At 70.3% G+C, this 25,381-nt stretch carries 25 protein-coding genes, 1 tRNA gene and 1 pseudogene; 17 read left to right on the forward strand and 10 right to left on the reverse strand.

Annotated features, from left to right (window positions below):
* Positions 1 to 61: 61 nt before the first annotated feature.
* The 7 genes from IDM46_RS07385 to IDM46_RS07415 all read right to left on the reverse strand — a co-directional run bounded on the left by IDM46_RS07385 (position 62) and on the right by IDM46_RS07415 (position 9,365).
* A complete protein-coding gene (locus IDM46_RS07385; RefSeq protein WP_185115576.1) occupies positions 62 to 3,166 on the reverse strand; it encodes a discoidin domain-containing protein in 3,105 nt (1,034 codons plus the stop codon).
* A gap of 50 nt (positions 3,167 to 3,216) precedes the next feature.
* Positions 3,217 to 4,053, reverse strand: coding sequence for a carbohydrate ABC transporter permease (locus IDM46_RS07390; protein WP_182820948.1), 837 nt, complete (start codon positions 4,051 to 4,053; stop codon positions 3,217 to 3,219).
* The gene (locus tag IDM46_RS07395; RefSeq protein WP_185115345.1) at positions 4,050 to 4,931 is read right to left on the reverse strand and encodes a sugar ABC transporter permease; all 882 of its coding nucleotides are present in this window, start codon (positions 4,929 to 4,931) and stop codon (positions 4,050 to 4,052) included. Before IDM46_RS07395 ends, IDM46_RS07390 begins: the two co-directional genes overlap by 4 nt.
* On the reverse strand, positions 4,928 to 6,175 hold the full coding sequence (locus IDM46_RS07400) for a sugar ABC transporter substrate-binding protein (protein ID WP_223877929.1): 1,248 nt from the start codon (positions 6,173 to 6,175) through the stop codon (positions 4,928 to 4,930). The genes IDM46_RS07395 and IDM46_RS07400 overlap by 4 nt, the downstream gene beginning before the upstream one ends.
* Before the next feature lie 57 nt (positions 6,176 to 6,232).
* Positions 6,233 to 7,744 (reverse strand): glucoamylase family protein, encoded by a 1,512-nt coding sequence (locus IDM46_RS07405; protein WP_223878063.1) that lies wholly within the window; start codon positions 7,742 to 7,744, stop codon positions 6,233 to 6,235.
* Positions 7,745 to 7,928: 184 nt separating this feature from the next.
* Complete coding sequence (locus tag IDM46_RS07410) at positions 7,929 to 8,939, reverse strand: LacI family DNA-binding transcriptional regulator (RefSeq protein ID WP_185115347.1); 1,011 nt, start codon at positions 8,937 to 8,939, stop codon at positions 7,929 to 7,931.
* A gap of 126 nt (positions 8,940 to 9,065) precedes the next feature.
* The gene (locus IDM46_RS07415) at positions 9,066 to 9,365 is read right to left on the reverse strand and encodes a YciI family protein (RefSeq protein ID WP_185115348.1); all 300 of its coding nucleotides are present in this window, start codon (positions 9,363 to 9,365) and stop codon (positions 9,066 to 9,068) included.
* Positions 9,366 to 9,713: 348 nt separating this feature from the next.
* Between IDM46_RS07415 and IDM46_RS07420 the strand changes: the two genes are divergently transcribed.
* The 3 genes and pseudogenes from IDM46_RS07420 (at position 9,714) to IDM46_RS07430 (ending at position 13,085) form a co-directional block, all read left to right on the forward strand.
* Positions 9,714 to 10,667, forward strand: a complete 954-nt coding sequence (locus IDM46_RS07420) for a ScpA family protein (RefSeq protein ID WP_182820935.1) — start codon at positions 9,714 to 9,716, stop codon at positions 10,665 to 10,667.
* Positions 10,668 to 10,693: 26 nt separating this feature from the next.
* Positions 10,694 to 11,275, forward strand: a pseudogene (scpB, locus tag IDM46_RS07425) (SMC-Scp complex subunit ScpB); the annotation flags it as partial.
* Positions 11,276 to 11,468: 193 nt separating this feature from the next.
* Positions 11,469 to 13,085 carry a pseudouridine synthase gene (locus IDM46_RS07430; protein WP_185115349.1) on the forward strand — a complete coding sequence of 539 codons (1,617 nt, stop codon included), beginning with the start codon at positions 11,469 to 11,471 and terminating at the stop codon, positions 13,083 to 13,085.
* A 45-nt stretch (positions 13,086 to 13,130) separates the two neighbouring features.
* Here the strand turns inward: IDM46_RS07430 and IDM46_RS07435 are convergent, their stop codons facing one another.
* Genes IDM46_RS07435 through IDM46_RS07445 form a run of 3 tightly spaced genes read right to left on the reverse strand, consistent with a single transcriptional unit; the run spans position 13,131 to position 15,473 of the window.
* Positions 13,131 to 13,418: a DUF3247 family protein gene (locus IDM46_RS07435; RefSeq protein ID WP_182820927.1), complete on the reverse strand. Its 288-nt coding sequence runs from the start codon at positions 13,416 to 13,418 to the stop codon at positions 13,131 to 13,133.
* A 59-nt stretch (positions 13,419 to 13,477) separates the two neighbouring features.
* Positions 13,478 to 14,275, reverse strand: coding sequence for an amidohydrolase (locus IDM46_RS07440; protein ID WP_182820925.1), 798 nt, complete (start codon positions 14,273 to 14,275; stop codon positions 13,478 to 13,480).
* 52 nt (positions 14,276 to 14,327) lie between these two features.
* Complete coding sequence (locus IDM46_RS07445; protein ID WP_182820922.1) at positions 14,328 to 15,473, reverse strand: pyridoxal phosphate-dependent aminotransferase; 1,146 nt, start codon at positions 15,471 to 15,473, stop codon at positions 14,328 to 14,330.
* A gap of 78 nt (positions 15,474 to 15,551) precedes the next feature.
* Here IDM46_RS07445 and IDM46_RS07450 point away from each other — a divergent pair, with 78 nt between their 5' ends.
* From IDM46_RS07450 to IDM46_RS07515, 14 genes are all read left to right on the forward strand, one after another.
* Complete coding sequence (locus IDM46_RS07450) at positions 15,552 to 16,034, forward strand: DUF3293 domain-containing protein (RefSeq protein WP_182820920.1); 483 nt, start codon at positions 15,552 to 15,554, stop codon at positions 16,032 to 16,034.
* A gap of 36 nt (positions 16,035 to 16,070) precedes the next feature.
* Positions 16,071 to 16,718 carry a heme ABC exporter ATP-binding protein CcmA gene (gene ccmA, locus IDM46_RS07455; RefSeq protein WP_185115350.1) on the forward strand — a complete coding sequence of 216 codons (648 nt, stop codon included), beginning with the start codon at positions 16,071 to 16,073 and terminating at the stop codon, positions 16,716 to 16,718.
* Complete coding sequence (gene ccmB / locus IDM46_RS07460; protein WP_185115351.1) at positions 16,718 to 17,386, forward strand: heme exporter protein CcmB; 669 nt, start codon at positions 16,718 to 16,720, stop codon at positions 17,384 to 17,386. The genes ccmA and ccmB overlap by 1 nt, the downstream gene beginning before the upstream one ends.
* A gap of 141 nt (positions 17,387 to 17,527) precedes the next feature.
* Positions 17,528 to 18,277: a heme ABC transporter permease gene (locus IDM46_RS07465; RefSeq protein WP_182823668.1), complete on the forward strand. Its 750-nt coding sequence runs from the start codon at positions 17,528 to 17,530 to the stop codon at positions 18,275 to 18,277.
* Entirely contained in the window at positions 18,274 to 18,444 is a 171-nt protein-coding gene (locus IDM46_RS07470) for a heme exporter protein CcmD (RefSeq protein ID WP_185115352.1), read from the forward strand. The genes IDM46_RS07465 and IDM46_RS07470 overlap by 4 nt, the downstream gene beginning before the upstream one ends.
* A complete protein-coding gene (gene ccmE, locus IDM46_RS07475; RefSeq protein ID WP_182820911.1) occupies positions 18,441 to 18,929 on the forward strand; it encodes a cytochrome c maturation protein CcmE in 489 nt (162 codons plus the stop codon). The genes IDM46_RS07470 and ccmE overlap by 4 nt, the downstream gene beginning before the upstream one ends.
* Positions 18,930 to 20,852, forward strand: coding sequence for a heme lyase CcmF/NrfE family subunit (locus tag IDM46_RS07480; RefSeq protein ID WP_182820909.1), 1,923 nt, complete (start codon positions 18,930 to 18,932; stop codon positions 20,850 to 20,852).
* Complete coding sequence (locus IDM46_RS07485) at positions 20,849 to 21,424, forward strand: DsbE family thiol:disulfide interchange protein (RefSeq protein ID WP_185115353.1); 576 nt, start codon at positions 20,849 to 20,851, stop codon at positions 21,422 to 21,424. Before IDM46_RS07480 ends, IDM46_RS07485 begins: the two co-directional genes overlap by 4 nt.
* Positions 21,424 to 21,882: a cytochrome c-type biogenesis protein gene (locus IDM46_RS07490; protein WP_185115354.1), complete on the forward strand. Its 459-nt coding sequence runs from the start codon at positions 21,424 to 21,426 to the stop codon at positions 21,880 to 21,882. Before IDM46_RS07485 ends, IDM46_RS07490 begins: the two co-directional genes overlap by 1 nt.
* Positions 21,882 to 22,961: a cytochrome C biogenesis protein gene (locus tag IDM46_RS07495; protein ID WP_221441846.1), complete on the forward strand. Its 1,080-nt coding sequence runs from the start codon at positions 21,882 to 21,884 to the stop codon at positions 22,959 to 22,961. The genes IDM46_RS07490 and IDM46_RS07495 overlap by 1 nt, the downstream gene beginning before the upstream one ends.
* Positions 22,962 to 23,012: 51 nt before the next feature.
* Positions 23,013 to 24,128 carry a homoserine O-acetyltransferase gene (locus IDM46_RS07500; RefSeq protein WP_182820901.1) on the forward strand — a complete coding sequence of 372 codons (1,116 nt, stop codon included), beginning with the start codon at positions 23,013 to 23,015 and terminating at the stop codon, positions 24,126 to 24,128.
* Between the two features lie 70 nt (positions 24,129 to 24,198).
* The gene (locus IDM46_RS07505; RefSeq protein WP_182820899.1) at positions 24,199 to 24,807 is read left to right on the forward strand and encodes a cysteine dioxygenase family protein; all 609 of its coding nucleotides are present in this window, start codon (positions 24,199 to 24,201) and stop codon (positions 24,805 to 24,807) included.
* 57 nt (positions 24,808 to 24,864) lie between these two features.
* Positions 24,865 to 24,951, forward strand: a tRNA-Leu gene (locus tag IDM46_RS07510).
* A 195-nt stretch (positions 24,952 to 25,146) separates the two neighbouring features.
* On the forward strand, positions 25,147 to 25,362 hold the full coding sequence (locus IDM46_RS07515; RefSeq protein WP_182820872.1) for a hypothetical protein: 216 nt from the start codon (positions 25,147 to 25,149) through the stop codon (positions 25,360 to 25,362).
* The last annotated feature ends 19 nt before the right edge of the window (positions 25,363 to 25,381 follow it).

Here is a 25,381-nt window from a genome sequence, read left to right on the forward strand (position 1 = left end):
GCGATGGCGCGGCACCGCCTGTTCTATCCGCCGCGACGTGATCGGGATGTGGCCGCGGGACTCAGCGCAGCGCCACCTCCACGCGTGCGGGCAGCTCGCGAATGCGCAGCTCGCCGTCCTGCCACGCAGCCGGCACGCCGTTGATCGTCGTGGCACCGGGCGTGGACCCGCGACAGGGCCAGGGCAGGACAAGACCGCCCGCCGGCGGCTGCAGGCCGTCCGCGACCTCGAGCACCAGCGCCCCGCCTTCGCGGCGCAGCGCGTAGCCGAGCGTGCCCTGCGGCGTCCGCAGGCCGTGGATGGCAACGCCATGCGCCAGCCAGTCCTCGGGCACCCCGGCCGCAAGCACGATGCTGTCGTCGACCTCGCGCACGTAGGCGAACATGTCCAGCGCCGAGCGCACGAAGTCCGACGCCACCCAGGCGTGCGGCAGGTCGCCGAGGAAGAACGGCGTGCGCGGCGTGGGCGTGACCACCTCGGCCCACTGGTTCCAGGCCGGCGGCGCGCGGTCGGCGAAGAACCATTGCGCCGCTTCCTGCGCGCGCTCGCGCCAGCCCAGGCGCACGAAGGCGCCGACATTGCGCCACTCGTACGGCGTGTAGGCGGTCCACTCGCGCGTGCCGTCGCGGCGCGCGCTGAATTCCCGCCAGTAGCGCTCGAACGTGTTGTGCAGCAGGTCGGTGGGCAGCCGCCCCTGCTCGCCACCCGGCGCAAGCGCAATGGTGGTCGATGTGGCATCGAAGTCGCCGAGTTCCGCGGCACCGGGCAGGTAGTCGATGCCGTGCAGCCGCGCGGCGGCGCGCAGGGACGCATCCAGGTCTTCGCGGAACTGGTCGCGCGCGGCGGCCATGCGCGCGGCGTCATCCAGGTGGCCGAGGGCCTCCGCCACCACCACCGCGTCCTTGTAGCCGCGCAGCGCCCAGAAGTTGTCCCAGTAGGAATGCATCGGCTTGGCCGAATAGCCTTCGTGGCTGATCGACGCCGGCATCATTCCGTAGAAGGCCGGGTTGCGCGCGCGGTTGGCCTGTGTGCGCTCGCTCGCGCGCAGGCGTTCCATGTAGTCGAACGCACCGCGCACGTGCGGCCACATGCGCTCCAGGAACGCGCGGTCGCCGCTGTAGCGCCAGTATTCGGCGATGGTGAACACCAGCTCGCCGTGGCTGTCGTTCTCCGGTACCGGGTCGCTGCCACGGTCGTCGACGCAGCACGGCACCATGCCGTCGTCGAACTGGTGCGGTGCGTACCACTCCAGGTATTCGCGCACCGCGTCATCACGCCCCAGCCGCAGCAGTCCCTCGGCGATCATCGCGCCGTCGCGGATCCAGCTGCGCGCATAGGCGCGCGTGCCGGGCTGCAGGCGCGGTCCCACACGGCTGATCAGCATGTGCGCCAGCGCCGTGCGCAGGGTATCCGCCAGCACCTGGCCCTGCGGCGGCAGGTCCAGCCGCACCTGGTCGAGCTTGCCGCGCCAGCCAGCGGCGACCTCCTGCTGCAGCGAATCGGCATCCCACCAGCGCCGCGCCGGTCCGCTGCCGCCGGTCATCGGCACCATCACCTCGATGCTTCGCACCTCGCCGGGCGCCAGGCGCATGCGATAGACCAGTGCCGCCGATGCAAGCCCCGTGGGATCGCGATCGATGCGCGTGGCCGCTGGCAGCTTGCCGCCCGCGAGATGGGACACGGCCATGCCGGCATCGAACGAGGTCGCGAACGCGGCGGTCGGCACCTGCTTGGCGAACACGCGCGGCACACCGGCGACGCTGATGGTGCCGCCATCCACCGCGATCGACTGGATGCGGCTCACGCCGCCCAGCGTGTTGAGGAACTGCGCGGGCGGATTGACCTGCAGCGGCCGCGCGGCCAGCGCGAGCGTGAACTCGCGGGCGCGGGCACCGGTATTGGCCAGCCTGTAGCGCGCCACCAGCTGCGAGGCGGCCGGCGTGCCCTGCGCGAAGGCGGTGATGCGCAGCGCCATGTCCCCATGCCGCCAGTCGACGCTCGGCACCGGCAGATAGCCGTCCTGCAAGGACTGGCGAGGCGCCGCATCCGCCCAGGTCACGAGCTTGCCGTCCACGGTCACGAACGGCTCGAGGCTGAAACCGCCCTTGCCCACCTCGATCGCGCCGTCCTCGCCGATCAGGCCCTGCTGCAGGCCGCCGTCAAGGCCGACGATCGTCCAGTACGGCTGCTCGCCGCTGAAGCCGCGCGGGAACCAGCCGCGCGGTGCGTCGGCGGCCACCGCTTTCACGAAATCATTTGCGTGCGCCGAGAAGGCCAATGGCTGCACGCGCGCCGCGGCCAGCGCGAAGCGGTCGCCTGGTCCCGCGCGCAGGTCCAGCGCCAGGTAGCGCGCCTCGGCCTCCGGCAGCGCGATCCAGTCGCGCCCACCGTTGCCGCCCGCCACGTTGCGCACATCGCGCCAAACCAGGCCGTCGTCGGACAACTGCACGTCGTAGCGCGCGGCCTGTGCGCCGGGCAGCCAGTCGAGCACCAGCCCGCCGAATTCGCGGATGCTGCCGAGATCGAGCACCAGCCGCTGCCCGGCCGGCGCGACGTTCGCGGCGCGCCATGCAGTCGCGGTATTCCCGTCGACCGCCGCCGCGGCATCGCCCGCCGTGGCCGATGCCGCGGCCGACAACGGGCTGGCATCGACCGGCGCCAGTTCGCTGAAGGTCAGCGCATCGAAACACACCGATCCGCGCCCGCCGACGTTGTTGTACACCGTGAACTCGATCCGGCTGCTGGCGCGCAGCGCAGGAGCCGCATCCGGCCCCCAGGCGCGCACCACGTGGCGCGCCTTGTGGCGCACCGGGGTCCAGCGCCTGGGAAGCTCGTACTTCGGCTGGTTCACCCACCACACGTTGTCGCCGCTGGCATCCACCAGCTTGAACTGCAGGTCGTTGGCCGGCGCGTTGCCGCGCAGCTGCAGATCGAAGCGGTAGTTGCCGGGATAGGTGATGGCCAGATCGCGCTGGATGCCTGCATGGCCGGAGACGCCGTTGAAGTCGTAGTCGAGGCACAGTGCCGCGCCATCGGCGCCGTCGACCTGGCGGATCGTGCCGCTGACCTGGTTGGAGGTGACCACGCGCCATGCCGCGGGATCGGAGAAATCATCCAGCACGCGCGTGGACAGCACCTCCTGCGCCACCGCCGGAAACGCGGCCATGCCGGCCACGGCCAGCACCGCACGCAACAGCACGTTCTTCGGCACCGCAATCACCCCTTTACGCTGCCCAGCAGCAGGCCCTGGATGTAGTAGCGCTGCAGCGCCAGGAACAGCAGCAGCACCGGCAGCACGGTCACCACCGCGCCGGCCATCATCATCTCCACGTCCATGATGTGCTCGCGCGACAGCGACGCCAGCGCCACAGGGAGCGTGTAGTTCGCCTGCTCGGTGAGCACGATCAACGGCCACATGAAGTCGTTCCAGGAGCCCATGAAGGTGAAGATGGCGAGCGTCACCAGCACCGGCTTGAGCATCGGCAGCACCACCTGGAAGAAGATGCGCGGCTCGCCGGCGCCGTCGATGCGCGCGGCTTCCAGCAGTTCGTCCGGGATCGAACGCGCGTATTGCCTGACCAGGAAGATGCCGAACACCGAGGCCAGCGCCGGGAAAATCACGCCGCCGAAGCTGTTGACCAGGCCGAGTTCCTTCATCAGCAGGAACAGCGGCAGCATCGCCACCTGCGCGGGCACCACCAGCGCCGCCAGCAGCATCTGGAACACGCGCTCGCGGCCGCGGAAGCGCAGCTTGGCAAAGGCGTAACCGGCCATGGTGTTGACCAGCAGCGAACCCGCGGTGATCGCCACGGACACCAGCAGGCTGTTGGCGAAATTGCGTGCCATGCCGGTGCGCGCGAACAGCGCGTGGTAGTTCGCCAGCGTGGCCTGCGAAGGCACCAGCGGCGGCGGGAACCCGCTGGCCTCGCCGGCCGGCATGAACGACACGGACGCCATCCACGCCAGCGGCGCCAGGCTGAGCAGCGCCAGCACGGCGAGCGCGCCGTTGACCAGCAGCACCGCGCTACGCGCTTCGCCCACGCCGCGGCTCATACCAGCCCCCGACGTCGCCCGATGCGCAGCAGCAGTGTCGTCACGGCCAGGATCACCAGGAACAGCATGAACGCCACCGCCGAGGCGCGCCCGAGGTTCCACCACTTGAAGCCTTCCTCGAACATGAAATACAGCACGCTGACCGTCGACTGCAGCGGGTCGCCGCGGGTCATGACGTAAGGCTCGGCAAACAGCTGGAAGTAGCCGGAGACGGTGATCACCCCGACCACCAGCAGCACCGGCCCGAGCATCGGCAGGGTGATGTGCAGGAACTGGCGCCAGCGCGAGGCGCCGTCGATGCGCGCGGCTTCGTACAGGTCGACCGGGATCGCCTGCAGCCCGGCGATGAAGATCACCATGTTGTAGCCGAAGTTCTTCCACACGGCGAACAGGATGATGGTTGGCATGGCCCAGGCCGGATCGCCGAGCCAGTCGACCGGGCCGATGCCGACGTGCCCCAGCGCCCAGTTCACCAGCCCGTAACTGGAATGGAACAGGTAGCGCCAGATCACAGCCACCGCCACGAGGGTTGTGACCACCGGCGCGAACAGCGCGGTGCGGAAGAACGCCCTGGCGCGCGCCAGCCCCGAGTTCAGCAGCAGCGCCGCGCCCAGGGACACCGCCACCGACAGCGGCACGCCCACCACCACGAAGTAACTGGTGTTCCACAGCGCCTTCCAGAACAGCGGCGTCTGCAGCAGGTCGATGTAGTTGCCCAGCGCCACGAAGCGCAGGTTGCCAGGCTCGGCCAGCGCATAGAGATCGAAGTCGGTGAGGCTGATCAGCAGCGCCGACAGGACGGGCAGCGCGAAAAACACGCCGAGCACCAGCAGCGCCGGCGCCGCGAACAGCCACCCGGCCAGCGCGGCGCGGTTCAAGGCGCTGCCTCCGTCTTGCGCGCGCGTACCCAGCGCCGTTTGGCGAGGATGTCGTCGACCTTGGCGTCGAGCCGGCGCATGGCCTCGGATTGCGATTCGCGGCCGCGCACGACGCGCTCGGTGGCAAGACGCAGCTCCTGCGCGATGCGCTCCCATTCCAGCACCTGCGGCGTCGGCTCGACGCGCTCGAGCTGGTCGCGGAAGGCGCGCGAGCGTTCATCGTTGGCCAGCGCCGGATCCTCCCAGGTACTGCGTCGCGGCGGCAGATTGCCGATCATCGCGTGGAAGCGCTTCTGGACATCGGGGCGGGAAAGATACTCGACCAGCTTCCATGCCGCCTCCTTGCGCGGCGAATCGCGGAACAGCACCAGGCTGGTGCCGCCGGCGATGCCGGCACCGGGGCCGTCGGGCCCCGGCAGGGCCATCGTGCCCCACTCGCCGGCGAGCGCCGGCGGCTCGCGGCGGCGGAACTCGCGGATGTTCCAGGGACCGGACAGGTAGAACGCGAAGCTGCCTTTGAAGAACTCGTCCCAGACGTTGGATATCTGGGTTTCCGACACCGCCGGCGCCCAGCCCTGTTCGAACATGTCGACATAGAACGCGAGTGCACGACCGATGCCCGGCGAGCTGAAATTGCCGCGTCCGTTGTCGTCGCGCAGCATCGGGGCGTCCTGCTGCAGGGCCAGCGACACCTGCGGCTCGAACTCGTTGAGCGGCATGAGGATCGCGTGCCGCCCGGGCCCGACCTCACGCTGGACGGCGGCCATGGCCACGCGCCATTCCTCCCACGTCACCGGCAGCCGTTCGACGCCGGCCGCGCGCAGGATGTCCTTGCGGTAGTACAGCAGGCGCGTGTCCACGTACCAGGGCACGCCGAGCAGCGTGCCGTCGATGACATTGGTGCCCCAGATGCCGGGGAAATAATCGTCCTCGCGCACCACCGGCGACGCGTCCACGCGGTCCTGCAGCGGCTCGAGCACGCCGAGGGCCGCAAACTCCGGCATCCAGGTGTTGCCGAGCTGGCAGATGTCGGGGAGCCCGTCGCCGGCGAAGGCAGTCAGCAGCTTCTCGTGCGCCGCCGACCACGGGATGTGCTGCACCTCGACGCGGATGCCCGGGTGCTCACGCTCGAAGTCGGCTATCAGCTCCGTGACCACCTCGGCCTCGCGGCCCATGGCCCAGAAGCGCAGCACGTCGTCGTCCTGGCGCGCGCAGCCCGCGACGAGCACGACGGCCAGCAGCATCACCACCCTCAGGGGTGCCAGAACGCGGAAACACCGGAGCCATGCGGTCATTGCGGATCAGGGCGTCGCCGGTTCGAGCACGGCGTCGTCTTCGGTTTCGCGTTCAGTCTCGGCCGCTGGCATGGCGCCCTGCACCTGCGCCTCGCCCAGCCAGCCGCCCCTGAAGCCCGCGCGTTCCAGGCCGCGGCGGATGTGCGCATTGCGCTTCATGACCTCCCAGACAAAGCCGTTCCGGTAGTTGGCGATCATCAACAGGATCGGCCCCTGGTCGATGCCGATGTAGTCGCTCGCCACCCAGCCCTTGCCGGGCACGATGCGTCCGGTCTTGAGCGGCACGTCGTAATTGAAGCTGGGATTGAACGCGTCCAGGAACCCGTAGCTGGAATACAGGTACTCGCCATGGCTGGCATGCAGCGCTTCGGTGGCCGGGATCACCAGTTCCGGTGCGAACGGCAGCGAGCCGATCGCGGCCGTCGGCGCGATGGTGCCGTCATCGAAGGCCACCGCGATGCCGGCGCCGCGCGCGGAATAGTGGCGGAACTCGCGCGGCGTACCGTCGTAGACCTGCTCGGTACGCTGCGGGCCGTCGCTGGCGGTCAGGCCCCAGATGTCGGCGCCGTAGCCGGCCCAACCCATCGGGTTCTCGATGGCGTACGAGCGCTGCGCGTAGGTCGCACGCCGCGAATTCTCGAAGTAGTCGATGCCGCGCCCACGCATGTAGGCGTCGCGGATGCCGCGGAAATCGATCCAGACGTGGCTGTACTGGTGGCCGAACTGCGGCGCGAAGCTCAGGTATTCCTGCCCCTGGTAGATGCCCCAGCTGTCGTCGTAGGTCGCGGTCCAGCGTGTCCAGGCCTCCGGCTCCACGGGATGCGTGGGCGACGCCAGCGCCAGGATGTAGACCAGCATCGCCTCGTCGTAGCCGGTCCAGTCATGCTCGATGAAGCCGTTTTCCGGATACCAGCCCATCGAGATCAACGGTGGCCGCTGCTGCAGCCACGGCCACTCGACGCGCAGGTACAGCGCTTCCGCAATCTCGCGGACCTCCTGTTCACGCGCGTCGTCGCGGTCGTAATAGCTCTGCGCGAACAGCACGCCCATCATCATCAGCCCGGTGTCGACGCTGGACAGCTCCACCCAGGGCTCGTAGCGGTGCCCACTCTGCATGTCGAGGAAGTGGTAGAAAAACCCCTTGTGGCCGATGGTGCCGCGCGCACCCGGTCCGTGCCGCGCGTCGCGCAGGAAGCGCAGCGTAAGCAGGGTGCGGTCCACCGCTTGGCGTCGGCTGATCCAGCCGTTCTCGATCCCCACCGGATACGCCGTCAGCGCGAACCCGATAGCGGCGATGCTGGCGAACGGGCGCGACGGAAACCGGTCGGGCGTCATGCCGTTGGCCTCGTTGGTTGTATCCCAGAAGAACTGGAAGGTGCGCTTCTCGATGTCGGCGAACAGCGGCGTGAGCTCGGGCGGTCCGACCGCGCGCGGATCGGCCGGCGCGGTGACCACGACCTCCTCGATCGGGCCGGGGCGCGGCGGTTCCACCTGCTGCTGTTCGCGGCCACAGGCCATGAGCAGCAGTCCGCATGCCGCCAGGCAGAACCCCCGCAACGAAGCCGGCCACTGCATCCGCGTCAAGCCGGAGACCTCCTTCGCGCCGCGCAGGCAGTACCACGGCTACCCACGCCGCTCACCAGTTGAACCCAATCGACAGATTGAACATGCGCGTCGTTCTGGATCTCGTGGCGAAATCGCGTCATCGCACCGTGCTCCCGCGGACCACGAGCTGCGGCGCGATCGCCCCCACATCATCCTCCACGTTGGTACCTCCAACATCGCCCCCCGACCGTGCCTGCAGCAGCACGCCCAGTGCGCACGCCCCAAGCTCGGCGATGTCTACCCGCATGGTGGTGAGTGCCGGGTGCATGTGGCGGGCCAGCGGGATGTCGTCGAAACCAGCCAGCGCGATCTCCCCCGGCACCTGCACACCCGCGTCGACAAAGGCACCCAGGCAGCCGATCGCCATCGCATCGTTGGCCGCGAACACGGCATCGGGTCGCGGATCTTGCGCCAGCAGGATTCGCGCCGCGCGCGCGCCGGAAGATTCGTCGAAGTCGCCCTCCACCACCACCGGGATGGCATCGGGAAGGCTTGCCGCGAGCTGCTCGCGATAGCCGCGCAGGCGCTCCCGCGCGTCATGGTTCTGCGTCGGCCCGGCAATGAAGGCGATGCGCCGGCGGCCGGCGTCCACCAGATGCCGCACCATGGCGCGAGCGCCGCCATGGTTGTCGACGCGGACCCATGGGCGCACCCCGTCGGGGTCACGGGTGTTGATCAACACCGCGGGCAGGTTCGGCGCCAGATAGTCGGCCAGGAACCGGGTGCCACCGTCGGTCGGTGCCATCACCAGCACGCCGTCGACGCGGCCGCGCATGGCCAGCAGGGCGGCGCCCTGCTCGCCGGCGTCGCCATGGTCGCTGGACAACAGCAGGAGCAGGCCATGGGCGCGCGCCGCCTGGCCGATGCCGCGGATCAGTTCGGAGAAGAATTCGCCGTGCAGGTCGGGCAACACCACGCCGATGGTGTGGCTGCGCCGGCTGCTGAGTGCGCGGGCCGCGTGATGCGGGCTGTAGCGGAGGTCGCTGGCGACCTGCAGCACGCGCGCGCGCACCGGGGCGGTGACGTTGGGTTGCCCGTTCAGCGCGCGTGACACCGTGGCGACCGAAACCCCTGCCTCACGGGCGACATCCTTGATGGTGACAGCCATCGGATCCAGTGCTGGATGGGACTGCAGCCCAATGTAAGCGTTTACATAGGCGTCGGCAAAGACTCTCGATGCTGCGTCGCAACAGCCACCCGCGGGTTCACCGGATCACGGCGGCGGCGTGCGGACTCAGGGCAACACCTTGCGGAACGGCCTGACCTCGACGCTCGCATAGACGCCCCCCGCGACGTAGGGATCGGCATCGGCCCAGGCACGCGCCTCGTCCAGCGATGCGAAGCGCGCCACCACGATGCTGCCGCTGAAGCCGGCCGGCCCGGGATCCTCGGCGTCGATCGCCGGGCAAGGACCGGCCAGCAGCAGCCGGCCTTCGTCGCGCAGCTGCTCGAGGCGAGCCAGGTGGTCGGCGCGCGCGGCGTTGCGTTTGGCAAGGACATCCGGTCCGTCGCGACCTTCGATGGCGTACCACATGGTCCATGGCTCCGGTGCTGGAAAGGGAGGCGTGCATGCTAGCGCGGCGACGCCCGGGCACGCGGTTCATCGGTGCGCTGGACAAGCCACCGCGGCTACCCGTACCCTGAAGCCCAGTTCCGAGGCCGGAACGCAGCGGAGGCGTCAAGCGCGCCCGTCCTGTCCCCTCCCGGCCCGCCGATGACGACCCGGCCACCGCCGCCGACGCCCCAGCGTTGTAGCGCGCAGCTGCCGTGAGTCCGGAAGCAAGACCGCGGCTCCCGCCGCAAGACTTTTACCCGAGGCACCAGGCAGCGCGCCGCGTGCGCTTCCCTCTTGTTCCAGTGGCCCGGAGGGGCCGCAACACCGATGACCCCAGCTGCCACCAACGCCGCCGAAGCGCCAGACGCCGCCGTTCCCGCACCACGGGCGGGCGACGAGCGTCCACGGCAGCAGGAGATGCCGCTGGCGGTGGTGCACGGCCAGGCGGTGCTGCAGATCCCACAGGACCTGTACATCCCGCCCGACGCGCTCGAGGTCATCCTCGAGGCGTTCGAAGGACCGCTCGACCTGCTGCTGTACCTGATCCGCCGCCAGAACCTCGACATCCTCGACATCCCGGTCGCGGAGATCACCCGCCAGTACGTGACGTATATCGGGGTCATGCAGGACCTGCGTTTCGAACTGGCCGCCGAGTACCTGGTGATGGCCGCGATCCTGGCCGAGATCAAGTCGAGGATGCTGCTGCCGCGGCCGCCGAGCGAAGAAGGCCTGGAGGACGACCCGCGCGCCGACCTGGTGCGCCGCCTGCAGGAATACGAGCGTTTCAAGCAGGCCGCCGAGGACATCGACACCCTGCCCCGCCTCGACCGCGACACCACCGTGGCCAGCGCGCACGTACCCGAGCGCGCCTCGGTGCGCCTGCCGCCGCCGGTGGACCTGCGCGAAATGCTGCTGGCCCTGCACGATGTGCTCAAGCGCGCCGAACTGTTCACCGGCCACGCCATCCGCCGCGACGCGCTCAGCGTCCGCCAGCGCATGGGCGAGCTGCTGGCCCGCCTCGAAGATGGCGCCTTCCACCGCTTCGAGCAGCTGTTCGAAGCGCGCGAGGGCCGGCTGGGCATCATCGTCACGTTCCTGTCGATCCTCGAACTTGCCAAGGAACGCCTGCTCGACATCGTGCAGGAGGGGCCGCTGGCGCCGATCTACGTCAAGTCGCTGGCCATCGGCCACGACGCGGACGCGCCGCTGGAGTTCGCCAGCGAATTCGACGACGACATCGACGCCAACGACGACACCGCCACAAACGACATGGCGCGCTGACGCGCCACGTCCGCCACGGGACCTCCATGGATCAAGACCTGACCAAACGCATCGTCGAAGCCGCGCTGCTCGCAAGCAGCCAGCCGCTGACGGTCGCCCAGCTCGACGCGCTGTTCCCGCTCGACGAGCCCGCGCCCGACGACGCCGTCGCCCAGGCCCTCGAGGCGCTGCAGGCCGAAAGTGCGCAGCGCGGCGTGGAGCTGGTTGAAGTGGCCTCGGGCTGGCGCTACCAGGTAAGGGCCGACGTACACGCCTGGGTCGCGCGGCTGTGGACGGAGCGCCAGACGAAGTACACGCGCGCCACGCTGGAGACCCTGGCACTGATCGCCTACCGCCAGCCGATCACCCGCGGCGAGATCGAGCAGGTGCGCGGCGTGGCCACCAGCAGCAACATCATCAAGGCGCTCGAGGAACGCGAATGGATCCGCGTCGTCGGCCACCGCGACGTTCCCGGCCGCCCGGAGTTGCTGGGCACCACCAGAGGCTTCCTCGATTATTTCGGGCTGAAGCGCCTGGACGAATTGCCGCCGCTGTCCGAACTGAAGGACTTCGGCGAGCTCGAGCCACAGCTGGTGTTCGACCGCGTGCCGGCCGACGGCGCCATGCCGGTCGGCGACCTCGCGATCGATGGGCTCGATGACATCGGCGACGACGACACGGACGACACCGCTGACACGGCGCCAGACCACACACCCCCCGACGCCGCGGACGCCGCTGCGCCGGATCTCGACACACCCCAGCCGCAGGAAGCGGCATACACAGATGCCCTCGCCGTAGAAGGCGACAGCACCGGAGCAGAGAATGACTGAAGACAAGAAGGGCGGCCGCAAGCTGTCGCTCAAGCGCGGCACCGACGCCAACGGCGTCCCCGAGGCCGCCACCCCGCGCATGGAAGAACGCCTGCACAAGGTGCTCGCGCAGGCCGGGCTCGGCTCGCGGCGCGCGCTCGAGCAGCGCATCGCCGACGGCCTGGTGAAGGTGAACGGCGAAGTCGCGCAGACCGGCATGAGCATCCGCGGCGGCGACCGTGTCGAACTCGACGGCCGCAGCTTCGTGGCCAGCGCGCTGACCGAACCCGCGCGCGTGCTGATCTACAACAAGCCCGAGGGCGAGGTCACCACGCGCGAGGATCCCGAAGGCCGGCCGACCATCTTCGACTCGCTGCCCACGCTCAAGGGCGCCCGCTGGATCGCCATCGGCCGCCTCGACATCAACACCACCGGCCTGTTGCTGCTGACCACCGACGGCGAGATCGCCAACGCGATGATGCATCCGTCGTTCGAGGTCGCGCGCGAGTACGTGTGCCGTGTCCGTGCGCCGGAGGGCGAGGACAAGGTGGACGAGAAGATCGTCGACCGCCTGCGTCGTGGCGTGGCGCTCGAGGACGGCCCGGCGAAGTTCGACGAGGTCAAGCGCATCGGCGGCACCGATTCCAACGAATGGTTCCAGGTGCTGCTGAAGGAAGGCCGCAACCGCGAGGTCCGCCGGCTGTGGGAGTCGCAGGGCTGCCAGGTGAGCCGCCTAAAGCGCATCCGCTACGGCTCGGTGGAACTGCCGCAGCCGCTGCTGCGCGGCCAGTCGCAGGAGCTCGCCGCGGACAAGGTCGAGGCCCTGCGCCGCGAGCTCAAGCTCGATGACGGCGCACCCGCGGCGCTGACCCTGCTGCCGGTGATCGGCCAGCGCAGGGCGTCCAAGTCCACCCTGCATGTCGGCGACCGCCCGCGTTCGGCCGGCTACGTCGGCGGCCACAGCACCGCCGACGAAGGCCGTGAACTGCGCCGCTTCGACAACGTCCGCGAGGACCGCGGCCGTCGCGGCCAGCACCGGCCCTCCGGTGGCCTGACCGTCACCGGCGAGGCGGCGGCGCGCCAGTCGCACAATCCGCTCAAGCCGCGCCGCGACCAGCGTGCGCTGCCCGAAGGCAACCCGGCGGCGTTCCGCAGCTGGTACGTGCCGGACGGCGTCGACACCGGCCCGAGTGGCCATCGCAACGCAGGCCCTGCGGGGCCCAAGCCGTATGGCGCGCGCAAGGCGGGTCCGGGTGGCGGCCAGGGCCGGCCCGGTGGCGGCGGACAGGGGCGTCCCGGCGGTGCCGGCGGCCCGGGTGGTGGCAAGCCGCAGCGTGCGGCGCGTCCGTACGGCCATCCCGGCAATGCGCCCTCGTTCCCGTCCGACCACGCCGGCGGCTATGCGGCGCAGGAACGTCCGCGTGGTGCGCGCCCGGCGGGCGCACGTCCGGGTGCTGGACGCCCGGGTGCCAGTGCCGGACCCGGCCGTCCCGGCGGGCGCCCTGGTGGCAACCCCGGCGCAGGCAAGCCCGGCGGCGGTCGTCCGGGTGGCAGCCGCCCGGCGGGTGGCAACCGCGGCCCGCGAGGTCCAGGTGGTGGCGGTGGTGGCGGCGGACGTCGCGGCGCCTGACGCCAGGATGCGCGATACGGTTCCCCGCAGCTGCGGGGGCCGTGCCTAGGCGGTTCCGAGCTGGCGGATCCCGCTGATGTCGTCCAGCCACAGGTAATGGGTCTGCGGCGGATCGTGCGCGTCGTCGATGCGCACGACCGCGTTCAATCCTTCCTGCCCGTGCGTGTCCAGGAACACCTGCACGATGGGCCGCATGGCGACGGTGCCCTGCACCAGGCTGCCGTCGCGCATGGTCACCGCAACGATCGCCTCGTCGGGCAGCAGGGCGCTGCGCGCCTCGATCGCACGGATGTCCTCGTTGCGGGTGAGTACCCTCGGGGCGACCTGGCCCATGGCCGACTCCTGCGCTGTGATGGCGCCATCGTGCCCCCGCGATCGTCAACGGCGCGCGATCAGACCCCGTCGAGGCTGAAGGCGTCGCCGTCGAGCAGCGCCGGGAACCGCGCTCGGTGGGCCGCGAGCTCGCCGGCCAGCAGGGTCGTGGTGACCACCACCTCTTCGTCGGTGCATTCGCTCAGCGCCGTACCCATGAAGTCGATCACCGCACTGTCGCCGTCGTACGCCAGGCCGTTGCCGTCACGGCCGACGCGGTTGAGGCCGGCCACGTAACACAGGTTCTCGATGGCGCGCGCACGCAGCAACGTCTTCCAGGCATGCGCGCGCGCCGCAGGCCAGTTGGCGATGTAGAACTGCAGGTCGAACTCCGGGCGACCGTCCGCGTCCTGGCGGTTGCGCGCGAACACCGGGAAGCGCAGGTCGTAGCAGACCAGCGGATTGATCCGCCAGCCCTTGAGCTCGACCACCAGGCGCGCCTTGCCCGCGGCATAGCGTTCGTGCTCGCCCGCGTAGCGGAACAGGTGGCGCTTGTCGTAATGCAGCACGTCGCCCTTCGGGTCCACCCAGAGCAGGCGGTTGAACACCTGGTCGCCGTCGCGCAGCTGCACGCTGCCGGCCACCACGGCGCCGATCGCAGTGGCGTGCTGGCGCATCCAGGCGACCGTCGGCCCGTCCATGCCTTCGGCCTGGTCGAGGGCCGCGTTGCTGAAGCCGCTGGTAAAGGTTTCCGGCAGCAGCACCAGGTCCGTGGTGCCGCGCAGCGGGGCGATCAGCTCACCGTAGTAGTCGCGGTTGCCGGCGGGGTCGTGCCAGAGCGTGTCGCCCTGGACAAGGGAGATGCGCAGATTGTCCATGCCGCGATCTTAATCGCTCGGGGCGGCATTGCGCACCGCCCCGGCGACCGGGCTAGAGCCGCCGCAGCCGCTCGATCGCCGCGTCCAGCGTGGCCTGGTTCTTGGCAAAGCACAGCCGCGCAAGGCGCTGCCCGGCGGGCGGCGCATCGTAGAACGGTGACAGCGGGATCGCCGCGACGCCGTGCTCGACCGTGAGCCAGCGGCAGAAGGCCGCGTCGTCGAGGTCGCTGACGCCGGAATAGTCGACCAGCTGGAAATAGCCGCCGGGCACCGGCAGCGGCCGCAGCCGCGTTTCCAGCAGCCGGGCGCGGAAGGCGTCGCGCTTGGCCTCGTAGAACGCACCGAGGCCCAGATGGTGCTCCGGCTCCTCGCGCAGCATCTCGGCGAAGGCGTGCTGCGCCGGCGCGAAGGTACAGAACACGTTGTACTGGTGCACCTTGCGGAATTCGGCCGACAGCCCCGGCGGTGCGATGCAGTAGCCGACCTTCCAGCCGGTGCAGTGGTAGGTCTTGCCGAAGCTCGACACCACGAACGTGCGCTCGCGGAGCGCCGGATGGCGCAGCGCCGATTCATGGCGCGCGCCATCGAAGACGATGTGCTCGTAGACCTCGTCCGACAGCAGCCAGACGCCGGTCTCTGCGACGATTGCGGCCACCTCCTCCATGTCCGCCGCCGACAGCATCGCGCCGGAGGGGTTGTGCGGCGAATTGATGATCAGCATGCGGGTGCGCGGGCCGATCGTGTCGCGCACGCGCTGCCAGTCCGGCGCGAACGTGGCCGGGTCGAGCGGCACGTGCACCGCGCGTGCACCCGCAAGGTCGATCGCCGGCTCGTAGCAGTCGTAGGCCGGATCCAGCACCACCACCTCGTCGCCGGCGCGCACCACGGCATGGATGGCGTTGAAGATCGCTTCGGTGGCGCCGCTGGTCACCGTCACCTCCGCATCGGGATCCGGGCGGTGCCCGTACAGCGCGGCGGTCTTGTCGGCGATCGCCTCGCGCAGCGCGGCGATGCCGGTCATCGGCGCGTACTGGTTGTGGCCCGCGCGCATCGCGCGGTCGAGCGCATCGACCAGCCGCGCGGGCACGTCGAAATCGGGAAAACCCTGGCCCAGGTTGACCGCGCGGTGTTCGGCGGCCAGCTGCGACATCACGCTGAAGATGGTGGTGCCGACCTTGGGCAGTTTGGTGCCGGGCATCGCGATTCCTCCATTCCGGCACCGTGCCGGGAAACGATGGAGTTTACGGGGGCGGCGGCAGCAGGTTAAATCGCCGGCATGCCCGCCCCACTTCCCCCCGATGCCAGGACGCTGTCGCTGCTGGCGGACGCCTACCTCGATGCCGAGTACCGCTGGGGGCTGGACGGCGACTGGCACGACGTCCGCATCGGGCTGCCGATGCCGTCCCTCGACCTCGCGTACCCGGCTGCCACGAGCTTCGGGATCCTGTCGGCGTGGGACCCGGATTCCGTGCCGCGCGAGGACGCGGTCAATCGCCGCCAGGATGCCGCCCTGCAGGACATGCTGCTGGAACGCGGCGCGCCGCACCTGCCGGCCTTCGCCTCCGCGGTCAACCGCAGCTGGCGTGAGCCGGGCTGGCTGGTGATGGACATGGCCGTCAACGATTTCGATGCGCTCGCACGGCGTTTCGAGCAGCTCGGCACGCTGTGGTGGCCGCGCGGCGGCGTGGTGCGACTGCGCATGTACGCGGCACGCCCTGCGGGATACGAACGCCAGGACCTGGTCGACTGGCTAGAATGACCGCCACCTGGTCGCCGTCGCGGCCGCGGCCGCACGATGCCCGAGTCCCCTGATCCGCCACCAACGCCGCTGCTGTCCGCGCGCGGCCTGCGCTTCGCGCGCAACGAGCTGCCTGTGTTCGGCCCGGTCGATTTCGACGTGGCCGCGGGCGAGGCATTGCTGGTGCAGGGCGACAACGGCGCCGGCAAGACCACCCTGCTGCGCGTGCTCGCCGGCCTGCTGCATGCCGACGGCGGTGAGCTCAGGCTGCAGGGGCGGCCAGCGGTCCCTGCGCTGCGCGCACGCCTGGTGGCCTACCTCGGCCACCTCGCGGCGCAGAAGGTCGACCTGGGCGCGCTCGAGAACCTGGAGTTCCTGTGCGGCCTGCACGGCAAGCGCCCGGGCATGTCGCTCGAGGAGGCGATGGCGACCGTCGGCCTCGCCGGCTATGAGGACGCGCTGGCGCGCCAGCTGTCGGCCGGACAGCGCAAGCGCCTGTCGCTGGCGCGCCTGTGGCTGTCGCCGGCGCCGCTGTGGCTGCTCGACGAGCCCTACGCAAACCTCGACCTGGACGGCATCGAACTGGTGAACCGCATGGTCCAGGCACACCTGCGCGACGGCGGCGCGGCACTGGTCACCACCCACGGCGCCTATGCGGCGCCTCCTGTACGCACGCGCCTGCTGACACTGGAGCGGCCGTCGTGATGTGGCCTGCGGCCCGCGCGCTGGTCGTGCGCGACGTTCGCCTGCTGTGGCGGCGGCGCGGCGATGCCCTGCAGCCGGCGCTGTTCGCGCTGCTGGTGCTGGTGCTGTTCGCACTCGCCCTGGGCAGCGAGCCGGTGATGCTGGCGCGGGTGGCGCCCGGGGCGCTGTGGGTCGCCGTGCTGCTATCCGGGCTGCTGGCGCTGGACACACTGTTCCGCGGCGATGCCGATGACGGCTCGCTGGAACAATGGCTGCTGGCGCCGGTACCGCTCGCCTGGCTGGTGCTGGTGCGCGTGGCCACGCACTGGCTGACGACCTCGCTGCCGCTGCTGGTGGCGATGCCGCTGCTGGCGGAACTGATGGGCCTGCCACGGGAGCACCTGCCGGTGTTGATGGTGTCGATGGCGCTCGGCACCCCGCTGCTGGCGCTGCTCGGCGCGGTGGTGGCCGCGCTCACCGTGGGCATGCGCCGCTCCGGCATCCTGGTCGCCCTGCTGGCGCTGCCGCTGTACGTGCCGGTGCTCGTGTTCGGTGCGGGCGCGGTGACCGCGGCCGCGCAGGGCTTCGACCCGGTCGGCGGGCTGCTGCTGCTGGCCGCGGGCCTGGTGGCGGCGCTGGTGCTGGCGCCGCTGGCCGCGGCGGCGGCGATCCGCATCGCGCTGGGCTGAACCGTCCCGGCCATCGTGCTTGGCCCGGCGCGGGAAACCTGAAAAAATGGCCTGTCAGCGGGACATGTCCGACAATGCGACACGCTCCCCCTGCCCTGTGGGGCCCTGCCCCCTCCGCCTGGCGAGAACCTGATGTCGCAGATGCACCCGGTGATCCGCTGGTTCCACCAGCTCGGGTCACCCCCCTACTTCGACCGCTTCGCCGCGCGCTGGGCGCCGTGGGGGTACGGACTGGGCCTGCTGCTGATGGCCGTGGGCGCGTACGGCGCGCTGTTCCAGGTGCCGGCCGACTACCAGCAGGGCGACAGCTTCCGGATCCTCTACATCCATGTACCAGCGGCATGGATGAGCCTGGCCGTGTTCGGCCTGATGGCGCTGTATGCCGCGATCGCGCTGGTCTGGCGGATCAAGTTGTGCGAGATCCTGGCGATGGCCTGCGCGCCGGTCGGCGCCGCCTTCACCCTGGTGACGCTGCTGACCGGGTCGATCTGGGGCAAGCCGATGTGGGGCACCTGGTGGGACTGGGATCCGCGCCTGACCACGGAACTGGTGCTGCTGTTCCTGTACCTGGGCGTGATCGGGCTGTACCACGCCATCGACGACCGCCGTGCCGCGGCGCGCGCCGCCGGCCTGCTGGCGGTGGTCGGGGTGGTGATGCTGCCGGTCATCCGCTACTCCGTGGTGTGGTGGAACTCGCTGCACCAGGGCCAGACCATCCGCCTGTTCGGCGAATCGTCGATGGACGCGAGCATGCTGCCGCCGCTGGTGTGGATGCTGGTCGGCACCAAGCTCTGGTTCGCCGGCTCGCTGCTGGCGCGCGCGCGCGCCGACAACCTGCAGCGCGAGGCCGGCAAGGACTGGGTGCGGCGGCAACTGGAGGGGCCGGCGTGAGCTACCGCGAATACGTGATCGCCGCATACGCCGTGTTCGCGGCCATGCTGGCCTGGGATTTCGTCGCCCCGCGCCTGCGCATCGCGCGGCAGGTACGCATCGCGCGGCGACAGGCCGCGCGTCCGGCGCCGCGGCGCACCGACACCACTGGAGAACTGAAGCGATGAATCCCACCCGACGCCGGCGCCTGTGGTTCGTGGTCGCGCTGGTCGTGGCCGCGAGCCTGGTTGCCGTGCTGGTTGCCGCGGCGCTGCAGCGCAACGTGGCCTATCTGTACACGCCCGCGGAAATCCTCGACGGCCGCGCCGGCACCGAGGTCGCCTCGGGCGCAAGCCGCTTCCGGCTGGGCGGCATGGTGGCGGGCGATTCGTTCCGGCGCGAGGCGGGCTCGATGGAGGCGCATTTCCGCGTCACCGACGGCGATGCGGAAATGCCGGTGGTGTTCGCCGGCATCCTCCCGGACCTGTTCCGCGAGAACCAGGCGGTGGTGGCCACCGGCCGCATGCGTGATGACGGCACCTTCGTCGCCGAACAGGTGCTGGCCAAGCACGACGAGACCTACGTGCCCAAGGAAGTCGCCGACAAGATGGGTCTGGCGCACCAGAAGCACGACGTCACCCTGCCCGCCGCGCCTGCCCCGGGCGACCGCTAGGTGTTGCCCGAACTCGGCCAAGCCGCGCTGGTCCTCGCGCTGCTGTTCGCACTGCTGCAGGGCGTGTTGCCGCTGGCCGGCGCCAGTCGCGGCCACGTTGGCTGGATGGCGGTGGCGCGCCCCGCGGCGGTCGCCCAGCTGGTGCTGGTGGCCGCGGCCTATGCGGCGCTGACCGCGGCCTTCGTCGGCCAGGATTTTTCGGTGCGCTACGTGGCCGACAACTCCAACTCGCTGCTGCCGATGGTCTACCGCTACACCGCGGTGTGGGGCTCGCACGAGGGTTCGCTGTTGCTGTGGTCGCTGATGCTCGCCGCCTGGAACGCCGCGGTGGCGCTGACGTCCGGGCGCATGCCGCTGCATTTCAGCGCACGCGCGCTCGGCGTGATCGGCCTGGTGGCGGTGGGCTTCCTGTCGTTCATGCTGTTCACCTCCAACCCGTTCGAACGCCTGCTGCCGGCGGCGCTGGAAGGCCACGATCTCAACCCGCTGCTGCAGGACCCGGGGATGATCATCCATCCCCCGATGCTCTACATCGGCTACATCGGTTTCGTGGTGCCGTTCGCGTTCTCGATCGCCGCGCTGCTCGAAGGCGACCTCGACAAGCGCTGGCTGCGCTGGACGCGGCCGTGGACCAACGTCGCCTGGGGCTTCCTGACGCTGGGCATCGCGTTGGGCAGCTGGTGGGCGTACTACGAGCTCGGCTGGGGCGGCTGGTGGTTCTGGGACCCGGTGGAGAACGCGAGCTTCATGCCGTGGCTGGTCGGCGCCGCGCTGCTGCATTCGCAGGCGGTCAGCGAGAAGCGCGGCAGCTTCAACAGCTGGACCATTCTGCTCGCGATCGCGGCGTTCTCGCTGTCGCTGCTCGGCGCGTTCCTGGTGCGTTCGGGCGTGCTGACCAGCGTGCATTCGTTTGCCGCCGACCCGTCGCGGGGGCTCTTCATCCTCGCCTTCCTCGGCATCGTGATCGGCGGCGCGCTGCTGGTATACGTGCTGCGCGCGCCGAAGATGCAGGACGGCAAGCCGTTCGCCGCCAGCTCGCGCGAGACCCTGCTGCTGGTCAACAACCTGCTGCTGGCCTCGGCCTGCGCGATGGTGCTGCTGGGCACGCTGTACCCGCTGATCGCCGACGCGCTCGACCTCGGCAAGATCTCGGTCGGCCCGCCCTACTTCGGCACGCTGTTCCTGGTGCTGATGGCGCCGCTGGTCCTGCTGATCCCGTTCGGACCGCTCACCCGCTGGCAGCAGGAGCAGCCGTCGCGGCCGCTGGCGATGCTGGCACCCTGGTTCGCGCTGGCGCTTGCGCTCGCGGTCGTCGCCTGGTTCACCGCGCCGCAGGGCGCGGCCAAGACCGCGGCCGGCGTGGGCGGCGCCGCCTGGGTCGCGTTCGGCACGCTGCGCTTCGTGTGGACGCGCTTCCGCGCGAAGGGCGGCCGCTTCACCGCCGAGATGCTGGGCATGACCCTGGCGCACCTGGGCGTGGCGGTGTTCGTGATGGGCGCGCTGCTGGTGGAGGCGCAGAACGTGCTGCGCGAGCTCCCGATGACGCCGGGGCAGACACACGAGATCGGCCGCTACGCGTTCCGCTTCGACGGCGTGGAGCGGGTGCCAGGCCCCAACTACATGGCCGACCGTGGCACGGTACAGGTGTTCCGCGACGACAAGCCGCTGACGCTGCTGCATCCCGAGAAGCGTGCGTATGCGAGCGGTGGCCAGGTGATGACCGATGCCGGCATCCACGCCGGCGTGACCGCCGACATCTTCGTGGCGCTGGGCGAGCCGCTGGGCGGCGAAAGCTGGGCGGTGCGCCTGCACGTCAAGCCGTTCGTGCGCTGGATCTGGTCGGGCGCGCTGCTGATGGCCCTGGGTGGATTCGTGACCGCAGCCGACCGGCGCTTCAGGTTGCCGCCGAGGGACGCACAATGAACACGCCCGCACCCGCCAGCCGCAGCCGCCGGCTGCTTGCACTTGCCATCGCAGGTGGTTTCATCGTCCTGGTTGCGCTGCTTTATTACGGCGTCCGCCAGTCCGACCGCCCCGACCGCGAGTCGCTGCCTTCACCGCTGATCGGGCGCGCAGCCCCGGAGTTCTCGCTGCCGGTCCTGCACGATGCCAGCTACCGCGTTGGCAGCGCCGACCTGCGCGGCCAGCCCTACCTGCTCAACATCTGGGGTAGCTGGTGCCCGGCCTGCCGCGACGAACATCCGGTGCTGGCGAAGTATGCCGAGACCAAGCGCATCCGCGTCATCGGCTACAACTGGAAGGACGAGCCGGCCGATGCGCTGCGCTGGCTTGAACAGTTCGGCAATCCGTACTGGGTGGTGATCACCGACTACGAAGGCCGCACCGCCATCCAGTGGGGCATCTATGGCGCACCGGAAACGTTCCTGGTCGACGCCCAAGGCATCATCCGCTGGAAGCACATCGGGCCGCTGACCGACGAGATCGTCGACGACGTGCTGGCCCCGATGGTGGACGCCATGGCGAAGGAAGGATGATGACGCGTACCGCACTGCTGGCGTTCCTCGCGTGCCTGTTGCTCGCGGTGCTGCCACCGGCGCCGGTCATCGCGCAGGTGGTTCGCGACGTGGCGCCCCTGGAGTTCCAGGACCGCGCGGAGGAGCGCCGCTTCCACGCGCTGGTGTCCGAGTTGCGCTGCGTGATGTGCCAGAACCAGTCGCTGGCCGATTCCGACGCGGCGATCGCCCACGACCTGCGCCGCGAGGTCTTCGACCTGATGCGCGAAGGCCGCAGCGATGCGGAGATCAAGACGTTCCTGGTCGAGCGCTACGGCGAATTCGTGCTGTATCGCCCGCAGCTCGGCGGCGGCACCTGGCTGCTGTGGTTTGGCCCGGGCATCGTCCTGCTGCTGGGCGCGGCGGCGCTGGTGCACGTGGTGCGCAAGCGCGCCGGCGTGAACCGCCTGACCCCCGATGACGACAGGCAGGAGTGGTGATGGCGATCGTGTTCATGATCGCGCTGGTGCTGGTCGCGCTGGTCGCCACAGGCCTTGTTGCGCTGCCGCTGCGCAAGGCATCACCGCGCGCGTACGCGGGCGTGGTGGCCGTGGTGCCGGTGCTGGCGCTCGCGCTGTACCAGATGCTCGGCAACCCGGCGGCGCTTGAAGCCGCGGCGCGCAGCGTCGCGGCTGCCCCGTCAGGCGCCGCGGAGCAGGTCGACCCGGCTGCGTTCCAGGCCGCCGTCAGCGAACTTCGCGAAGCGCTCGCGCGCAATCCCGACCAGCCCGAAGGCTGGCAGCTGCTGGCCCGCTCCCTCAAGGCGCAAGGTGATGCCGCAGGCGCGAACGCCGCCTACGCCAAGGCGCTGGAGCTGGTTGCCGATGATCCGGCACTGCTTGTTGAAGCCGCCCAGGCCCGCGCCGAGACGCATCCCCGCAAGCTGTTCGACGACAGCGCGTTCGCCCTGCTGGAGCGCGCGGTGGCCCTCCAGCCGCGCGACCAGCGCGCACGCTGGTTCATCGGCATCGCCCAGCGCCAGCGCGGCCTGGATGCCGAAGCCGCCGCCACCTGGGAAGCCCTGCTGCCCGATGTCGATGCCGCCACGGCGCTGAGCCTGCGCGAGCAGATCGCCATCGCGCGCCAGGCCGCCGGTGCTGCACCGGGCGATGCGGCCGGCGCCGCCACGGCCAGCGCGGTGCCGCCTGCCGGACCGGTCTCGACGTCCGCCGGCCTGCGCGTCAAGGTCAGCTTGGACCCGGATTTCGCCGCGCGTGTACGCCTCCGCGGCGACGCCACGGTGTTCGTGATGGCGCGCGCGCCGGATGGCCCGCCGATGCCAGTGGCCGCCGAACGCCACGCCATCCAGGACCTGCCGCTCGACATCGTGCTCGACGATGCGGACAGCCCCATGCCCACCAGCAAGCTCTCGCATCTGCGCGACGTGGTGGTGACCGCGCGCCTGTCCGCCAGCGGCACCGCGGAGCGCAGCGACAACGACATCGAGTCGGCGCCGGTGCGGGTCACGCTGCCCAGCGACGCCACCATCGAGCTGGTGATCGGTGCCGGGCGCGACTGACGCGTGGCTGTCATCGCGGCCGCGGCGACGTCGCGGTCTAGACTTGCCGCCATGACCGAATTCATTCCGCCCGGCACGCGCTGGATCGACCTGCCCTCGCCGTTCGCCATCAAGCGCGGCGGCGCGCTGCTGTCGGGCCGCGTGGCCTATGAGACCTGGGGCCGGCTTGATGCCGCATGCGGCAACGCCGTGCTCATCCTGACCGGGCTGTCGCCCGACGCCCACGCCGCTGCCAGCGAAGCCGACCCGTCGCCGGGCTGGTGGGAGGCGATGGTGGGACCGGGCAAGGCGATCGACACCGACCGCTGGTTCGTGGTCTGCGTGAACTCGCTCGGCAGCTGCAAGGGCTCGAGCGGTCCGGCATCGATCGACCCCGCGACCGGCGCGCCCTGGCGCCTGGCATTCCCGGAGCTGTCGATCGAGGACATCGCCGACGCCGCCGCGCACGTGGTGCGCGCGCTGGGAATCAACAAGCTCGCGAGCGTGATCGGCAACTCGATGGGCGGCATGTCGGCGCTGGCCCTGCTCGCGCGCCACCCGGGCATCGCGCGCAGCCACATCAACATTTCCGGCGCGGCGCGCGCGCTGCCGTTCTCGATTGCGATCCGCTCGCTGCAGCGCGAGGCCATCCGCCTTGACCCCAACTGGAACAACGGCGAGTACGACGAGGCGCACTACCCGGAAAGCGGCATGCGCATGGCGCGCAAGCTCGGCGTCATCACCTACCGCTCGGCGCTGGAATGGGACGGGCGCTTCGGGCGCGTGCGCCTGGACTCCGACCGCCGCGACGGCGAGGACCCGTTCGGCCTGGAGTTCGAGGTCGAGAGCTATCTCGAGGCCCATGCGCGGCGCTTCGTGCGCAATTTCGATCCCAATTGCTACCTCTACCTCAGCCGCTCGATGGACTGGTTCGACCTGGGCGAGAGCTGCGCCGGCACCACCGAAGCGGGCCTGGCCGCCATCCAGGTGGAGCGCGCGCTGGCGATCGGCGTGGCCACCGACATCCTGTTCCCGCTGCAGCAGCAGGAGCAGATCGCCGACGGCCTGCGCGCCGGGGGCGTGCAGGCCGACTTCCTCGGATTGCCCTCGCCGCAGGGCCATGACGCGTTCCTGGTCGATTTCGAACGTTTCACGCCGGCGGTTGGCGGGTTCCTGGGCGCGCTGTAACCGCGCCGCGCTGGTGCGCTGCAACACGGGCGCTCCGGCGGCGATGCGGGCGGCGTCGTACACTCGAAGCATGACTGCAACCGCCAACACCATCGCAACCGCGGCACCCGACATCGCGTTCCCGGGCCGCGAACGCATGCTCACCGCCATCGACACGGCCATCGCCAGCGGCGATTGCCACGCGGTCACCGCGGCGCTGCGCACCGTGCTGTGCATCCTGATCCGCGATCCCGAGGTCAGGCTTCCGGACTGCGTGCACGCCCCGATCTCCGGCCACTACGCGCGCCGCGAGCTGTATCGCAGCGCGGTGCACGGCTACAGCGTGGTCGCGATGACCTGGGGGCCGGGACAGGGCACGCCGATCCACGACCATGCCGGCTGCTGGTGCGTGGAAGGCGTGTGGAACGGCGAGCTCGAGATCACCCAGTACGAACTGCTCGAACGCGACGGCGATCGCGTCCGCTTCCGCGCCGCGGGTGGCATCCAGGCAGGCCCGGGCAGCGCCGGCAGCCTGATTCCGCCGCACGAGTACCACACCATCCGCAACGCCAGCCCGGACGTGGTGGCGGTGTCACTGCACATCTACGAAGCGCCGCTGGAATGCTGCTCGCGCTTCGAGCCGCATTCGGGCGAGTGGTACCGGCGCGTCGACAACACGCTGCAGACCGACGCCGCCTGACGGCGATCGATCGCGACCCTCACAGCGCGCGCGGCGGACGATATACTTCGCGGCCGCGCCGGAATGGCGGAATCGGTAGACGCAGCGGACTCAAAATCCGCCGCCCTTAAAAGCGTGTGGGTTCGAGTCCCACTTCCGGCACCAGGCTTGTAGGAAAAATCTGACAGCGTTTGCCGTGAAGGGCCGATGCCCAGGCGGCACCCGATCTGGGAACCTGTCCGTTCCGGCAGCACAGCGCCCCAACGGACGGGGACGCCGCCATTCAAGGACGATCGGCCACGACCAGGATCAGGTCGTGGTGCTGGGCCGGCAACCGCTCCCCGCCTTCGGGTGACCGCCATGACGCGGATCCTGCTCAACGTGGAACCAGCCGGCGATGCGGGCTGGGACGTCAGCTTTCACCGCCTCCTGCTCGACCACCACGCCTCGCCGGACGATGCCGTCCGCGCCGCCTCCGAACATGCCTATCGCCGCTATGTCGTCACCGGCACGCCCACCGGCGTCGCGCTGGCGCTGGGTGATGGCGAGGCCGTGATCGTCCAGGCCAACGGCTGACCGCATCCCGCCTGGCGCC

Origin of the sequence: Luteimonas sp. MC1825 (assembly GCF_014764385.1) — a bacterium.
GTDB lineage: Bacteria > Pseudomonadota > Gammaproteobacteria > Xanthomonadales > Xanthomonadaceae > Luteimonas.

Coding starts and splice junctions, on each gene's coding strand:
- IDM46_RS07385 (WP_185115576.1), bottom strand. CDS start 3,166: ATGGCCGCGTTTCCGGCGGTGGCGCAGGAGGTGCTGTCCACGCGCGTG.
- IDM46_RS07390 (WP_182820948.1), bottom strand. CDS start 4,053: ATGAGCCGCGGCGTGGGCGAAGCGCGTAGCGCGGTGCTGCTGGTCAAC.
- IDM46_RS07400 (WP_223877929.1), bottom strand. CDS start 6,175: ATGCTGCTGGCCGTCGTGCTCGTCGCGGGCTGCGCGCGCCAGGACGAC.
- IDM46_RS07405 (WP_223878063.1), bottom strand. CDS start 7,744: ATGGCCTGTGGCCGCGAACAGCAGCAGGTGGAACCGCCGCGCCCCGGC.
- IDM46_RS07410 (WP_185115347.1), bottom strand. CDS start 8,939: ATGGCTGTCACCATCAAGGATGTCGCCCGTGAGGCAGGGGTTTCGGTC.
- IDM46_RS07415 (WP_185115348.1), bottom strand. CDS start 9,365: ATGTGGTACGCCATCGAAGGTCGCGACGGACCGGATGTCCTTGCCAAA.
- IDM46_RS07420 (WP_182820935.1), top strand. CDS start 9,714: ATGACCCCAGCTGCCACCAACGCCGCCGAAGCGCCAGACGCCGCCGTT.
- IDM46_RS07430 (WP_185115349.1), top strand. CDS start 11,469: ATGACTGAAGACAAGAAGGGCGGCCGCAAGCTGTCGCTCAAGCGCGGC.
- IDM46_RS07435 (WP_182820927.1), bottom strand. CDS start 13,418: ATGGGCCAGGTCGCCCCGAGGGTACTCACCCGCAACGAGGACATCCGT.
- IDM46_RS07440 (WP_182820925.1), bottom strand. CDS start 14,275: ATGGACAATCTGCGCATCTCCCTTGTCCAGGGCGACACGCTCTGGCAC.
- IDM46_RS07445 (WP_182820922.1), bottom strand. CDS start 15,473: ATGCCCGGCACCAAACTGCCCAAGGTCGGCACCACCATCTTCAGCGTG.
- IDM46_RS07450 (WP_182820920.1), top strand. CDS start 15,552: ATGCCCGCCCCACTTCCCCCCGATGCCAGGACGCTGTCGCTGCTGGCG.
- ccmA (WP_185115350.1), top strand. CDS start 16,071: ATGCCCGAGTCCCCTGATCCGCCACCAACGCCGCTGCTGTCCGCGCGC.
- ccmB (WP_185115351.1), top strand. CDS start 16,718: ATGTGGCCTGCGGCCCGCGCGCTGGTCGTGCGCGACGTTCGCCTGCTG.
- IDM46_RS07465 (WP_182823668.1), top strand. CDS start 17,528: ATGCACCCGGTGATCCGCTGGTTCCACCAGCTCGGGTCACCCCCCTAC.
- ccmE (WP_182820911.1), top strand. CDS start 18,441: ATGAATCCCACCCGACGCCGGCGCCTGTGGTTCGTGGTCGCGCTGGTC.
- IDM46_RS07485 (WP_185115353.1), top strand. CDS start 20,849: ATGAACACGCCCGCACCCGCCAGCCGCAGCCGCCGGCTGCTTGCACTT.
- IDM46_RS07490 (WP_185115354.1), top strand. CDS start 21,424: ATGACGCGTACCGCACTGCTGGCGTTCCTCGCGTGCCTGTTGCTCGCG.
- IDM46_RS07495 (WP_221441846.1), top strand. CDS start 21,882: ATGGCGATCGTGTTCATGATCGCGCTGGTGCTGGTCGCGCTGGTCGCC.
- IDM46_RS07500 (WP_182820901.1), top strand. CDS start 23,013: ATGACCGAATTCATTCCGCCCGGCACGCGCTGGATCGACCTGCCCTCG.
- IDM46_RS07505 (WP_182820899.1), top strand. CDS start 24,199: ATGACTGCAACCGCCAACACCATCGCAACCGCGGCACCCGACATCGCG.
- IDM46_RS07515 (WP_182820872.1), top strand. CDS start 25,147: ATGACGCGGATCCTGCTCAACGTGGAACCAGCCGGCGATGCGGGCTGG.